At 71.8% G+C, this 13,952-nt stretch carries 12 protein-coding genes; 10 read left to right on the top strand and 2 right to left on the bottom strand.

Annotated elements, in window-relative coordinates; all coding sequences use genetic code 11:
• Nucleotides 1–4: 4 nt before the first annotated feature.
• Complete coding sequence (locus ACFY8U_RS01785; RefSeq protein WP_389564290.1) at nt 5–1,372, bottom strand: NADH-ubiquinone oxidoreductase-F iron-sulfur binding region domain-containing protein; 1,368 nt, start codon at nt 1,370–1,372, stop codon at nt 5–7.
• Entirely contained in the window at nt 1,369–1,821 is a 453-nt protein-coding gene (locus tag ACFY8U_RS01780) for a hypothetical protein (protein WP_389564287.1), read from the bottom strand. Before ACFY8U_RS01780 ends, ACFY8U_RS01785 begins: the two co-directional genes overlap by 4 nt.
• Nucleotides 1,822–2,124: 303 nt before the next feature.
• On the opposite strand from ACFY8U_RS01780, the gene ACFY8U_RS01775 reads away from it, so the two are divergent.
• From ACFY8U_RS01775 to ACFY8U_RS01730, 10 genes are all read left to right on the top strand, one after another.
• Entirely contained in the window at nt 2,125–3,366 is a 1,242-nt protein-coding gene (locus ACFY8U_RS01775; RefSeq protein ID WP_389564284.1) for an aromatic ring-hydroxylating dioxygenase subunit alpha, read from the top strand.
• A 351-nt stretch (nt 3,367–3,717) separates the two neighbouring features.
• The gene (locus ACFY8U_RS01770) at nt 3,718–4,848 is read left to right on the top strand and encodes a spermidine/putrescine ABC transporter substrate-binding protein (RefSeq protein ID WP_389564281.1); all 1,131 of its coding nucleotides are present in this window, start codon (nt 3,718–3,720) and stop codon (nt 4,846–4,848) included.
• A 64-nt stretch (nt 4,849–4,912) separates the two neighbouring features.
• Nucleotides 4,913–5,734: an ABC transporter permease gene (locus ACFY8U_RS01765; RefSeq protein WP_389564279.1), complete on the top strand. Its 822-nt coding sequence runs from the start codon at nt 4,913–4,915 to the stop codon at nt 5,732–5,734.
• A complete protein-coding gene (locus ACFY8U_RS01760) occupies nt 5,731–6,567 on the top strand; it encodes an ABC transporter permease (protein ID WP_389564276.1) in 837 nt (278 codons plus the stop codon). Before ACFY8U_RS01765 ends, ACFY8U_RS01760 begins: the two co-directional genes overlap by 4 nt.
• Before the next feature lie 5 nt (nt 6,568–6,572).
• Nucleotides 6,573–7,742 carry an ABC transporter ATP-binding protein gene (locus ACFY8U_RS01755; protein ID WP_389564274.1) on the top strand — a complete coding sequence of 390 codons (1,170 nt, stop codon included), beginning with the start codon at nt 6,573–6,575 and terminating at the stop codon, nt 7,740–7,742.
• A gap of 26 nt (nt 7,743–7,768) precedes the next feature.
• On the top strand, nt 7,769–9,097 hold the full coding sequence (locus tag ACFY8U_RS01750; RefSeq protein ID WP_389564272.1) for a flavin monoamine oxidase family protein: 1,329 nt from the start codon (nt 7,769–7,771) through the stop codon (nt 9,095–9,097).
• A complete protein-coding gene (locus tag ACFY8U_RS01745; RefSeq protein ID WP_389564269.1) occupies nt 9,090–10,508 on the top strand; it encodes an aminobutyraldehyde dehydrogenase in 1,419 nt (472 codons plus the stop codon). Before ACFY8U_RS01750 ends, ACFY8U_RS01745 begins: the two co-directional genes overlap by 8 nt.
• Before the next feature lie 138 nt (nt 10,509–10,646).
• A complete protein-coding gene (locus tag ACFY8U_RS01740) occupies nt 10,647–12,098 on the top strand; it encodes a basic amino acid/polyamine antiporter (RefSeq protein ID WP_389564267.1) in 1,452 nt (483 codons plus the stop codon).
• A 55-nt stretch (nt 12,099–12,153) separates the two neighbouring features.
• The gene (locus tag ACFY8U_RS01735) at nt 12,154–13,416 is read left to right on the top strand and encodes an arginine deiminase (protein ID WP_389564264.1); all 1,263 of its coding nucleotides are present in this window, start codon (nt 12,154–12,156) and stop codon (nt 13,414–13,416) included.
• A gap of 162 nt (nt 13,417–13,578) precedes the next feature.
• Entirely contained in the window at nt 13,579–13,917 is a 339-nt protein-coding gene (locus ACFY8U_RS01730) for a hypothetical protein (RefSeq protein WP_389564262.1), read from the top strand.
• Nucleotides 13,918–13,952: the final 35 nt, after the last annotated feature.

Below are 13,952 nucleotides of genomic sequence, written 5' to 3'. Positions count from 1 at the left end.
CCTTTCAGCGCGGGCAGCGGGAGGGCGGTGGGGGAGACGGGGGCGGTGGGGGAGACGGGGGCGGTGGGGGAGACGGGGGCGGTGGGGGAGACGGGTGCGGTGGGGGAGACGGGTGCGGGGGAGTGGTGCCGGCCGCCACCTGCGGCACGGTCACGGTCAGGCGGCGGCCGTCCGGGGGCGCGGCGGCGCAGAGCGGGCAGGGCGCGGCGAGATGGGAGGGGGCGAGCCGGGGGAAGGCGCGGAGCAGGCTGCCCGCGATGCCGGCGGAGGCGTCGAGCAGCCCGCAGGCACCGCGTCCGGGCAGCCCCTGTGACCAGCGGTGGAGGCTGTCGGCGGTGTCCGGGCCCGCGGTCCCGGCGGCGAGGGCGCGCAGGGCGTTCCCGACGGCTCCGGTCCCGGAGACGCAGACCCCGCACTGGCGTGCGCTCTCGGCCGCGAGATGGGCCGCCGCGTCGGCGGCGGTGGCCACCGGGCAGATGCCGGGGGAGAGGAAGCGGATCGCTCCGCAGCCGAGGGCGGTGCCCGCGGCGGTGAGCGCGCCGGGTTCCAGGGGGAGATCCAGGGCGTCCGTTCCGACGAGCCCGCCGAAGAGGCCTCCCATCAGCGCGCCCGTCGCGTCGGGGATGCCGAGCTCGGCCGCGAGAGCGCGCAGGGGGATCCCGTACGGGACTTCGGTGAGCAGCGGCGTGGTCCTGCCACCGGACAACGTGACGAGAGTGGTGAGGGCTATCGCGCGGCCCAGGTCCGGCCGGGCAGCCATGAGTGCGATCCGGGCGAGCGTCTCGACGTTGGAGACCAGGGTCGGCGCACCACCGACCCCCTGCTCGAAGGGGCGGGGAGGCTTGGACGTGGGCAGCGCGGGTCCGCCGTCGATCCTGCGGACCACCGCCGTCTCCTCGCCGGCGACATAGGTGTGATCGGTCTGGACGACCTCGACGGGCAGCGGCGGCGGATGCTCCACGAGGGCACGCCGTACGCTCCCGGCCGCGACCGGGTCGGAGAGGTAGACGAAGCCGCGTACGGCGCCGGTGATCGCGGCGGTCCGGGCGAGACCGTCGAGGACCAGGTGGGGGCGGGCCCGCAGCAGCCAGCGGTCCTTGACCGAGCCGGGTTCGCCCTCCTCGCCGTTGGCGACGACGACGGGCGCGCCGCCACGGTCGCGTACGGAGCGGAGCTTGACCGCGGCGGGGAATCCGGCGCCGCCGCGGCCGCGCAGCCCGGAGGCGGCGAGGTGGGCGAGCAGTTCGTCGGGGGCCGTGGCCCCGTCGTAGCCACCGGCGGCACGGTAGGCGCTCGCGCTCTCCGTGTGGCCCGGTGCCGCCCCGAGGACGGTCCCCTGCGGGTCCGCCGTCGGGAGTCGGATCGTGGTCATCGGCTGCCTCCTGTCCGGGTGGGGGTCTGGGTGCCGGCGCTGCCGGGGGTGTGGGTGCCGGGGCGGGTGCGCAGGGTGTGTACGGCGCTTTCCAGCGCGGCGCGGTCGTTCGCCGTACGGCCGTATCCCGGACCTGGCAGGCCGATGAGCATGCGGTGGTGGTCGAGCACGACCTCGCCCGCGAGCAGGGCGGCCGCCGGGTCACCCGCCCGGGAGCCGGTGGCCACGCCGGTCACCAGGCCGGTGACCTCGGCGAGGTAGCGGAGCCAGCTGTGCCGGCTTCCGCGCAGGATCAGCCGCTCCACGCGGCGCTGCTCGGCGGCCGCCAGGTCCTTCGGCCGCCGAGCGGGAGCATCGAGTGATGAGGCGCGCAGGGCGGCGACCGCGGCGGGGAGCTCTCGCTCCGGTTCGGGAGTGAGCCCGAGCCAGTCCAGACGACGACGACCCATGCGTGCCTCCGGGAGATGGGTGCCGCCCGACTGCGCACGCCCGTGAGCAGGGCGAATGCGGAACAGCGCCGGGACGGCGACAGGAAAACACGTTTGCTGACCGATCGGTCAGGCAAGAATTACGCTAGCTGACCGATCGGTCAGTGAACAAGTCTTGACCCGGCGGAAATGAGCCAGCAATCTGGCTGTCCAATCGGTCAGCCCGGTCCCGGCTTCCCGCCCCGACCGCCTGTCCGCAGCTCGGTCGTCCCGACATCGCACGCCGACACCGATCGCCGCACTGGCGGCACGGAGGAGTCATCGATGCACTCCAGAGCCCCGGAGACACCCGCAGTCGCCCACGCGCCGACAGCCGGCGATCCACCGGCAGCCGCCCGGACCCCGGCACCCGAAGCGCCGGAAGCCCCCGCTGCACGGGCTGCCCCCGAGGCGCCGGTGGCCCCCGCGCTACCGGCGCGCTACTACACCGATCCGGCCACCGCCGCCGCGGAGACGCGGCACGTGTTCGGCAGGTCCTGGCAGCTCGTCTGCCACGAGTCCGACCTGCCGGACCCGGGAGCCCGGCTCGCCGCCACCGTCGCGGACCGCGAGGTCCTGGTGGTCCGCACCGAGGACGGCGGTCTCGCCGCCCACCTCAACGTCTGCCGCCACCGCGGCACGCGCCTGGTCACCACCCCCGAACCGGCCGGCAAGGCGATCCGCTGCCCGTACCACGGCTGGACGTACCGCCTCGACGGAAGCCTGGTCGGCGCCCCTGAGGCGCGGCAGATCCCCTGCCTGGACAAGCCGAAGCTCGGCCTCTTCCCCGCCCGCGTCGAGTCCTTCCTCGGCTTCGTCTTCGTCAACCTCGACCTCGACGCCGTACCGCTGGCGCAGAGCTGCGCGGGCCTCGAGGCGGCGGTCGGCCACTACGCCGGGCCCGATCTGGTGCCGGTCGGCCGCGCCCGTATCCACGATCTGGCCGGTGCGGAGGTGCAGCACGCCAACTGGAAGGTGGCGGTCGACAACTACCTGGAGGGGTACCACGTGCCGGTGGCCCACCCCGGGCTGATGCGGCTGCTCGACTACCAGGGCTACACCTGTGAGATCGACGAGTCGTACGCCCTCTTCGCCTCGCCGCTGCGCGACAAACCGTCCTCGAACTGGGCCGAACGCCTCTACCAGCGCATCGCGGCGCCCATGCCCGGCCTCGGCGACGCCGACCGCCGCATCTGGCGGTACGCGGTCATCTACCCGAACACCCTCATCGACTTCTACCCCGACCATGTGCTGGCCTGGACCGCGATCCCCACCGCGGTGGACCGCGTGGCCGTGCCCGGAGCGTTCTACACCCGCCGCGGCACCGGCCTCCGTACCCGCCTCGCGCGGCGCCTGAACATCCACATCGGCTGGATCACCAACGACGAGGACGCCGAGCTGGTCGCCCGTGTGCAGAAGGGGCTCTCCACGCCCGGGTTCGAACCCGGACCGCTGTCGCGCCGCGAGTCGGCGGTCGGCTGGTTCGCCGACCGCGTCCGGGCCGACCTCGACGGTGCCGAGCCGTAGACAGGACGCCGCGGCCGTCCGTCCGCGCAGCGCGCAGGCCACCCACGTACACGCGCCCGCCGGGCACGCCACCGTCGGGCACGCGCCGCCGGGCAGGCGCCCCCCCGAGCGCTCGCCCCTGTACCGACCCGCACCCGGCACCAAGCCGCACCGCCTGACGGCCCTTCGGCGGGCCGCCTGGGACCGCCTCCCTCACCAAGGCCACGCCCGTACCGGCCCCGCCTTCCCTCACGCCTCACCGGCCGCACACCCCCACCCCGCGCCGCCGGCGACCGCTTCCACCCCACGACCGAGCCCCCCGACGCACCGCTCGTTCCCGCCGTCCCCCTGCGGCCCTACGGAGAGGACCCCATGTCCCCCGAGGCACTCCCCCCGACCCGACGCTCGTTCCTCCGCGCCGGCACAGCCGCCGCCGTCGCCCTCACCGCCGCCGGCTGCGGCTTCACCTCCGCCGACGACCCGGCCGGCAAGGCACGCGCCGAAGCCCCCATCGACGTCAAGGTCGACGGCGATCTCGTCTACTTCAACTGGGCCGACTTCGTCGACCCCACCGTCTTCGAAGGCTTCCAGGAGGAGTACGGCGTCAAGGTCGTCCAGTCGAACTACGACTCCATGGAGGGCATGGCCGCCAAACTCAACGCCGGAAACCGCTACGACATCGTCTTCCCCACCGCGAAGTGGGCGGAGCGCCTCGTCGCGGGTGGCCGGCTGCGCAGGATCGACCACTCCCGGCTCCGCAACGCCGAGGCCGTGTTCGCCGGCTACGACTACTTCGCCGACCCCTGGTACGACCCCCGTTCCGCGCACACGGTCCCCTTCACCATGTACAAGACCGGCATCGGCTGGCGCCGTGACCGGCTCGGCGAACTGACCGGCTCCTGGGACGACCTGTGGAACGACAAGGCCAAGGGCAAGGTCTTCGTCCTCGACGACCGCGACGAGGTGCTCGGCCTCGGCGCGCTCAAGCTCGGCCTGGACCTCACCACCGGAGACAGCGGTGAACTCTCCCGCGTCACCGACACCCTGCGCTCGCTCCGCCCCCGCCTGCGCGGCTTCTCCAGCGACAGCTACAACAACCTGCTCAACGGCAACGCCGACATGACCCAGGCATGGAGCGGCGACATGGCCGCCATGCTCGCCCAGGCCGAGGACCCGGCCGTCTTCGGCTTCGAAGTCGCCCGCGAGGGTGCCCCGGTCAACTCCGACTGCTACGCCATCCCCACCGACGCCCGGCATCCCGGCACCGCGATGCTCTTCATCGACTACATGCTCCGCCCGGAGAACGTGAAGAAGAACATCGAGTACATCGGCTACCCGATGCCGGTCCGCGGCACCGAGGACACGTACGCCGCGCTCGTCGAACCGTTCCCCCAGTGCTCGGTGACCGCCGACGACCTCAAGGCGGACCTCTTCTTCCGTAACGGCGACCCACAGGCCGAACGTGCCCGCGACGCCGCCTGGACCGACGTGAAGGCCGGCTGACATGAAACCTGGCAAGCGATCAGGGTCGGCGGCCCGGACACAGCCCCGGCTGTGGACCTGGCTCATGCTGCCCGGAACCCTCTGGATGACGGGCTTCCTCGTCGCCTCCCTCCTCCTGGTGGCCACGCTCTCGCTCGGCTCCACCGACCCGCTCGGCAACCCGCGCTTCGGACTCGACCTCGACAACATCGCCGCACTGGCCGATCCGGCCTACAGCACGGTCCTGCTGCGCTCCCTCGGCTACGCGCTGATCACCTGTCTCATATGCCTGGCCGTGGCCTACCCGGTCGCCTACGCCATCGCGCTGCGCGGCGGCCGCTTCAAGAACCTGCTGATAGCCGCGATCGTCGTCCCGTTCTTCGCCAACTACCTGGTGCGGATGTACGGCTGGTCCGTCGTCCTGTCCGACGACGGGCCGCTGCTGAAGGCTCTGCGCGCGATCGGTCTCGCCGACGACGGCACCAAGATCCTCCAGACCGGCGCGGGCGTCGTCGCCGGACTGGTCTACGGCTTCGTCGTCTTCATGATCATCCCGCTGTACGCGGCGATGGAGCGCATGGACACCTCGCTCATCGAGGCGGGCCGTGATCTCTACGGCGGTCCGCTGCGCACCTTCTTCTTCGTCACCGTCCCCGCCACCCGGCAGGGAGCGGCCGCTGGCTGCGTCCTCGTCTTCCTGCCCGCCATGGGGGACTTCGTCAGCGCCCAGCTCATGGGAGGTCCCGACCAGATCATGATCGGCAACCTGATCCAGGACAAGTTCTTCCAGGGCCAGAACTGGCCGCTCGGCTCCGCCCTGACCATGCTCCTCATGGCGGTCCTGTTCCTCGGGATGCTCGGGTATCTGCGCCGTACCCGCAAGGACGAGACGGAGGCCGTCCGATGAGCGCCCGGCAGCGCCGCAGGCGCGGAGTCGAGCGCCCGCCCCGGTTCGCCGTCGCGGTCACCGCCGTCTTCTTCGCGCTCCTCTACCTCCCCGTCGGCGTCGTCGTCCTCTTCTCCTTCAACTCGCAGAAGTCCCTGACTGTCTTCGAGGACGTCAGCCTCCGCTGGTACACGGCGTTCCTCCACGACGACGTCCTCCTCGACTCGCTCGGCATGAGCCTGCGGGTCTCGCTGGTCGCCATGGCCGGATCGCTGGTCCTCGGCGTGGCCCTGGCCCTGGGGCTCGTACGCGGACGCGGCCGCCTCGGCTCCTTCGCCGGGCTGGTCATGCTCGTCCCGCTGATCACGCCGGAGATCGTGACCGGTGTCGCGGCGATGCTCCTCTTCAAGGGCCTGGGCATCACCCTGTCCACGACGACCGTGATGCTCGCCGAGATCACCTTCTCCATCTCGTACGTGACGGTGATCCTCCGCTCCCGTATCGCCGCGCTCAACCCGGAGGTCGAGGAGGCGGCGATGGACCTCGGCGCCACCCGCAGACAGGCACTGCGCCTGGTCACCCTGCCCGCGCTGCTTCCGAGCATCCTCGCGTCGGCGGTGCTGATCTTCGCCCTCGTCTTCGACGACTTCGTCCTCGCCTACTTCACGACCGGCGTCGACCCGCAGCCGCTCTCCGTACGCATCTACTCGGCGATCAGGTTCGGCGTGCAGCCCACCATCAACGCCGTCGGCACCCTGATGCTGGCCGGCTCCATCGGCCTCATCGTCCTCGCACTCGCCATCCCGCGCCTGTTCGGGCGGCGCGGCGGCCTCGATCTGCTCTCCGGGAAGTGACAGCCATGCACCCGTCCTCCGCGCACCCGAACCCCGAGGCTCCCAGCCCCCACGCCACGAGTCCCGCCCCGGGAACCCCCGACGCCACGAGCCCCGCTCCGGGGACCCCCGCCGTCCGGCTCGACCACGTCAGCAAGCAGTATCCCTCCGCCGACGACACCTACGCCGTACGCGACGTCGCCCTCGACATCGCCCCGGGCGAGTTCTTCTCCCTCCTCGGCCCCTCCGGCTGCGGCAAGACCACGCTGCTGCGGATGATCGGAGGCTTCGCCGACCCCACCGCGGGCAGCGTTCTGCTCGACGGCCAGGACGTCACCGGGCTGCCGCCCGACAAGCGCAACGTCAACACCGTCTTCCAGAGCTACGCCCTCTTCGACCACCTCTCGCTCGCGGACAACGTGGCCTTCGGCCTCAAGCGCAAGGGCGTCGGCCGCGCCGAGATCCGCCGGCGCGTCGCCGACATGCTCGACCTCGTCCAGCTCGGACATCTGGCGGGCCGTAAGCCGGCCACCCTCTCCGGAGGTCAGAAGCAGCGGGTCGCCCTCGCCCGTGCCCTGGTCAACCGGCCCCATGTCCTGCTGCTCGACGAGCCGCTGGCCGCCCTCGACCTCAAACTGCGCCGGCACATGCAGGTCGAGCTCAAGCAGATCCAGCGCGAGGTCGGGATCACCTTCGTCTTCGTCACCCACGACCAGGACGAGGCGCTGACCATGTCGGACCGCCTCGCCGTGATGAACGACGGGCGCGTCGAGCAGTGCGGAACCCCCGAGGACGTCTACGAACGCCCCACGAGCAGCTTCACCGCCTCCTTCATGGGCACCTCCAACCTCGTCCCCGGCACTTACCGCTCCGGCCGGGTCGTCCTCGACGACGGACCCGAGCTGCCCGTCGGCGACCGGCCGGCCGTCACCGACGGCAGCAGGGTCAACCTGTCGATCCGCCCCGAGAAGATCTGGCTGTCCGACCTGGAACCCGGCATGGCGCGCGTCAGCGGGGTCGTCCGGGAGACCGTCTACTGCGGCCCGACCACCACCTATCTCATCGAACTGGCCCCCGGCGTCACGGTGTCCGTGCTGGAGCAGAACACCGACCGCTCCCGCATGGAGGACCGCTGGAGCGGCGGCGAACACGTCGAGGTCGGGTGGAAGCCCGAGCACTGCCTCGTCCTGGACTGAAGCGGCACCGACCGGAGGAACACCCCATGAACCACGACGTCATCGTGCTCGGCGCCGGCCTGGCCGGTCTCGCCGCCGCACGCGACCTCGCCGCCGGCGGAGCCGACGTCCTCGTCGTCGAGGCCCGCGACCGCGTCGGCGGACGCGTCGAACAGACCGAACTCCCCGACGGCCGGCTGGTCCAGCTCGGGGGAGAGGTCGTCGGCCGCGCCCACACCGCGTACACGACCCTGGCCACCGAACTCGGCCTCACCCTGGCGCCCAGCTACGTCGCCGAGCCCGGCGCCCTCGCCCGGGCCACCCCGGAAGGCGTATCCGCCGGCGACGCGCCCCACTGGTTCGGCCCCGGCGACGACGCGTGCCACCAGAAGGTCACCGCCGCCTTCTGCGCACTCGCCCGGACCGTCGACCCCTACGACCCCTGGACCCACCCCGACGCCACCGCCCTCGACCGGCTCTCCGTCGGCGACTGGCTGCGCGCCGAGGGAGCGACCCCGGCCGTGGTACGTCTCTGGGAGATCGGCCAACTCGCCCTCGCCGACGGTTCGTACGAGCGCACCTCGCTGCTCGCCGCCCTGCGCAAGCACGCCGCCGTACCCGGCGCCGCGGGCGGCTCCGACCACTACGACTACGAGGCCTGGGAGGGCCTGCGGGTGGCCGAGGGGTCGGCGACGGTGGCCCTGCGCCTGGCCGCCGCACTCGGCGGGCGCATCCGCACCGGCGCGCCCGTCGAGGCCGTCACCGTACGCGGGGCAGGCCGCTGTTCCGTACGGCTTGCCGGGGGCGAGACCCTCACCGCCGGCGCGGTCGTCAGCGCCCTGCCCGTCGGCCCGCTCCGCTCGGTCGACGTCACCGGCGTGTCCGAGGAGCGCCTCGCCTCCCTGCACCGCCAACGCCAGGCGCTCGCCGCCAAGTTCGTCGCCGCGTACGACCGGCCGTTCTGGCGCGAACGCGGCCTCAGCGGCCTCTCCGAGTGCGAAGGGGTCCTCGGCAGCACCTGGGCGCAGAGCGACGGCATCCTGTCCGCCCTCGTACCGCCCGAGAGGCTCGGCGTCCTGCTCGGCATGCCCACGCCGCTGCGCACCGGCGAACTGCTGGCCGACATCGCCCGCCTCTACGGCGACGACGCGTACCGACCGCTGGCGAGCTATGTGCGGATGTGGGGCACCGATCCGTGGACCCAGGGGTACGTCACCCAGTGGACCCCCGGCGACGTCATGGCCGTCGGCCCCCTGCACGGCACCCACGAACCCCCCTTCTACGTCTGCGGATCCGACCAGTGGGCGGCCGGCTACATGGAAGGCGCCGTCCGCACCGGACGCGACGCGGCCGAGGAGGCGCTGCGCCGTGGCTGACACCGTGCGGAACCACATCGCGGGCACCGACCGGCCCGCCGCCTCGGGCGAGACGATGGAGCTGGTGGACCCCGCCACCGGCCGGGTCCACCGCCACGCCCCGCGCTCCGGCCGCGCGGACACGGACGCCGCCTGCGCGGCCGCCGCCACGGCGTACCGGCACTGGTCCACGACCACGCCCGCCGTACGGCAGCGCGCCCTGCTCGGCATCGCCGACGCCATCGAGGAGCACGCGGACGCCTTCGTGGCCGCCGAGACCGGAGACACCGGCAAGCCTGCCCACCAGTTCAGGACGGAAGAACTGCCCGCGATCGTCGACACCCTCCGGTTCTTCGCCGGAGCCGCCCGGAACCTGCCGGGCGCCGCCGCCGCCGAGTACACCGAGGGCCGTACCTCCCTGCTGCGCCGCGAACCGGTCGGGGTCTGCGCCCAGATCACGCCGTGGAACTACCCGCTGATGATGGCCGTGTGGAAGATCGCCCCGGCGATCGCCGCCGGCAACACGAGCGTGCTCAAGGCCGCCGACACCACCCCCTCGTCGTCCGCGCTGCTGGCCCGTGTCGCGGCGGCGCACCTGCCGCCGGGCGTGCTCAACGTCGTCTGCGGTGACCGCGACACCGGTCGCGCGCTCACGGCGCACCCCGACGTCGCCCTGATCGCGGTCACCGGCAGCGTGCGGGCGGGCCGGGAGATCGCGGCCGCCGCTGCCGCCGATCTCAAGCGGGTGCACCTGGAGCTCGGCGGCAACGCCCCGGTCCTCGTCCACGACGACGTGGACGTGGAGGCGACCGCCGCCGCCCTCGCCGCCGTCGCCTACTACAACGCGGGCCAGGACTGCACCGCGCCCACCCGGCTCCTGGTCCACCACCGGGCCCACGACGCGTTCCTCGCGGCCTTCGCCGCAGAGGCGGGGAAGCTGCGGACCGGCGCTCCGGACGAGCCGGGCGTCGACGTCGGGCCGCTCAACAACGTCGCTCAACTCGCCTCGGTGCAGGCGCTTCTGGAACGGCTCCCGGCGCACGCCGAGATCGTCACCGGCGGCGGCCGACCGCCCCGCCCCGGGTTCTTCCACGAGCCCACCGTCGTCGCCGGTGTGCGGCAGGACGACGAGATCGTGCAGGAGGAGATCTTCGGGCCCGTCGTGACCGTGCAGGCCTTCGCGGACGAGGCGGAGGCCCTGCACCTGGCGAACGGCGTCCGTTACGGCCTCGCCGCCAGTGTCTGGACCGCGGACCACGACCGCGCGATGCGCGCGACCCGCGTCCTGCATACGGGCATCGTGTGGGTGAACACCCACGGCACCACGGTCTCCGAGATGCCCCACGGAGGGGTCAAGCACTCCGGCTACGGCAGCGATCTCTCCCTCTCCGGCCTCCTGGACTACACCCAGGTCAAGCACGTGATGCTGTGAGCCCGCCCGGGCCGTTCCGGTCCGGGCCGTAGCCGAGCCGCGGTGCGTATCAGAGAAAAACAGATCATTTCGGGCTAGATTCCCCTTTCAGCAGGCCGGCTCCGGGCGAGCGCCTGCCACGTCTCGAAGGGGAATGGTGTGACGAACGACGCGCGGCCCGCGGACGCGAACACCGAGCCGGCGGTCAAACTGACGTTGCTGACCCTGACCGCGATGGTCGTCGGTTCCATGGTCGGCGCGGGGGTCTTCTCACTGCCCCGCCGGTTCGCCCAGGAGACGGGTGTCGCGGGGGCGCTCATCGCGTGGGCGGTCGCGGGCTTCGGAATGCTCATGCTCGCCTTCGTCTTCCAGACCCTGGCCGTCCGCAGGCCGGACCTGGACGCGGGTGTGTACGCGTACGCGAAGGCCGGCTTCGGGGAGTACCTGGGGTTCTTCTCGGCGTTCGGCTACTGGGCGAGCGCCTGCGTCGGCAACGTGACGTACTGGGTGCTCATCATGTCGACGATCGGCGCGGTCGCCCCCGCGCTCGGCGACGGCGACACCGCCCTGTCCATCGTCCTCTCCTCGGCCGGACTGTGGGCCTTCTTCCTGCTGATCCGGCGCGGTGTGAAGGAGGCGGCCGCGATCAACAGGATCGTGACCGTCGCGAAACTCGTCCCCATCATCGTCTTCATCATCCTGGCGCTGTTCTACTTCGATCCGTCCGTCTTCGCGGAGAACTGGGGCGGCGCCGACTACGCCGGCTCGCTCTTCAACCAGGTGCGCGGCACGATGCTCGCCACCGTCTTCGTCTTTCTCGGCGTCGAGGGCGCCAGCGTCTACTCGCGGCACGCCAAGCGCCGGGAGGACGTCGGACGGGCCACGCTCCTCGGTTTCCTCAGCGTCTTCGCGATCTTCGCCTCGGTCACCATCGTGTCGTACGGGATCCTCCCGATGAGCGAGATCGCCGAGCTGCGCCAGCCGTCCATGGCCGGCGTCCTGGAGGCGGCCGTCGGTACCTGGGGCGAGGTCTTCGTCAGCGTGGGCCTCATCGTCTCCGTCCTCGGGGCCTACCTCGCCTGGACGCTGATGGCCGCAGAAGTGCTCTTCGTCGCGGCCAAGGACGATGACATGCCGCGCTTCCTCGGACGCTCCACCGGCGACGACGTACCCGCCCCCGCCCTGCTGATGACCACGTCCCTCAGCCAGGTCGTGCTGGTCGTCACCGCCTTCTCGGACGACGCGTTCAACTTCGCCCTCGATCTCACCAGCGCCCTGAGCCTGATCCCGTTCCTGCTCGCCGCGGCGTTCGCCGTCAAGATCGCGCTGAGGCCCCGTGAGGAGCGGGTCGTGGGGCGGAGCACCCGACGGGAGCTGGTCGTCGCCGTCCTCGCCACGCTGTACACGGCCTTCCTCATCTACGCGGCCGGGCTCAAGTTCGTCCTCGTCTCCTTCATCCTCTACGCCCCCGCCACCTTCCTGTTCGTCAAGGCGCGGCGCGAGCAGAACCGGCGTCTCTTCTCGCCCGTGGAGGCCCTCATCTGCGCCGTGTCCGTGGCCGGTGCGGTCGTCGGGGTCATCGCGCTCGCGGCCGGCTGGATCGAACTCTGACCCGCCCGACGTCCCCCGCCTCCGCCCTCCGCGGCCTCCACCGGAAAGGTTCACCATGACGAGCAGCGACACCCCCTCGGCCGAGCCCGCGCTCGGCGTCCACTCCGAGGTCGGACGGCTCCGCAAGGTCCTGGTCTGTTCACCGGGCCTCGCCCACCGCAGGCTCACCCCGACCAACGCCGACGACCTTCTCTTCGACGACGTCATGTGGGTCGAGAACGCCCAGCGCGACCATGCCGACTTCGTCGACAAGCTCACCCAGCGCGGTGTCGAGGTCGTCGAGCTGCACCATCTGCTCACCGAGACGATGGCGATCCCCGAGGCCAGGAGCTGGCTCCTCGACCGCAAGATCGTCCCCAACGAGGTCGGTCTCGGGCTCGTCGACGACACCCGGGCCTTCCTGGAGTCCCTGGCCCCGCGTGAGCTGGCCGAGTTCCTGATCGGCGGTCTGTCCACGACCGATCTGCCCGAGGACTTCCGGTCCGGATACGTGGCGCTGGCGCGCGAGAGCGTCGGGCCACGCGAGTACCTGATGCCGCCCCTGCCGAACACGCTGTACACCCGCGACACCACCTGCTGGCTCTACGGCGGTGTGACGCTGAATCCGCTCTACTGGCCCGCCCGGCACGGCGAGACGCTCCTCATGAAGGCGATCTACACCTTCCACCCGGACTTCGCGGACGCGACGGTGTGGTGGGGCGACCCCGAACAGGACTGGGGGCAGGCCACGTTCGAGGGCGGTGACATCATGCCCGTCGGCAACGGCGTCGTCCTGATGGGCATGAGCGAACGCACCTCCCGTCAGGCCATCACCCAGGTCGCGGCGTCCCTGTTCGCGCACGGAGCAGCCCAGCAGGTCGTCGTCGCCGGGATGCCGAAACTCCGGTCGGCGATGCACCTCGACACCGTCTTCACCTTCGCCGACCGTGACATCGTCACGCTCTACCCGAAGATCATGGATGCGGTCCACACCTTCACGCTGCGTCCCGGAGACCGGACGCCAGTGGACATCACCGACGAGGGCGGCGCCGCCTTCGTCGACGTGGTCGCCCGGGCCCTCGGGCTCCCCGCGCTGCGAGTGATCGAGACCGGCGGCGATGTGTACGCCTCCGAGCGCCAGCAGTGGGACAGCGGCAACAACGCCGTCGCCCTGGAGCCGGGTGTCGTCTTCACGTACGACCGCAACACACAGACCAACACCCTCCTGCGGAAGGCCGGTGTCGAGGTCGTCACCATCGTCGGCGCCGAGCTGGGCCGCGGCCGCGGCGGTGGCCACTGCATGACCTGCCCCCTCGCCCGGGACGCCGTCACCTTCTGACCGGGAGCGGGTGGATTTCCGGGCGGCGGCGTCGGTCGGTTCATCTCTCTTGTGACGAGATGGAGTTGGGGGCATTCGGGTGGACTGCGGGGCGGACCGCAACTGCGCCCGGTCCTTTCGTAGTCGTCCTCATCAGTTGCACCACGAACTGAGGAGGCACTCGTGACCGGGTTTCAGGCTTTCGCTACGGGCACCACTGAGCTGCTGGATCTCGACCCGTACCGGTTCCCCGCGATGCTCATGGACGACGAGCCCGAGGAGACGACCATGACCCGCGGGGTCATGAAGTTCGGCGACTACGTTCTGCCCGCGCCGGCTCCGGAGAGCCGCCTGTCCTTCCCGCTGCGGCCGGCCGACCGACGCCGCCTCGATCTGCACGCCGCGCTCACCGCGGCGGGCATCGCCCCGCTGCCCGGCGACCTCGGTGCCATCGAGGCGCTGTGCGCGCTCGACGACACCATCCACGACGCGCTGCTGCGATGGATCACCCCGGCCCGGTGACGGCGGCCGCCGCGGTCCTGGCCAGGACCGCGGCG

Source organism: Streptomyces sp. NPDC012508 (genome assembly GCF_042902595.1).
Taxonomy (GTDB): Bacteria; Actinomycetota; Actinomycetes; order Streptomycetales; family Streptomycetaceae; genus Streptomyces.
The sequence above is the reverse complement of the archived record's forward strand: the minus strand, read 5'-3'. Positions and strand labels throughout refer to the sequence as shown.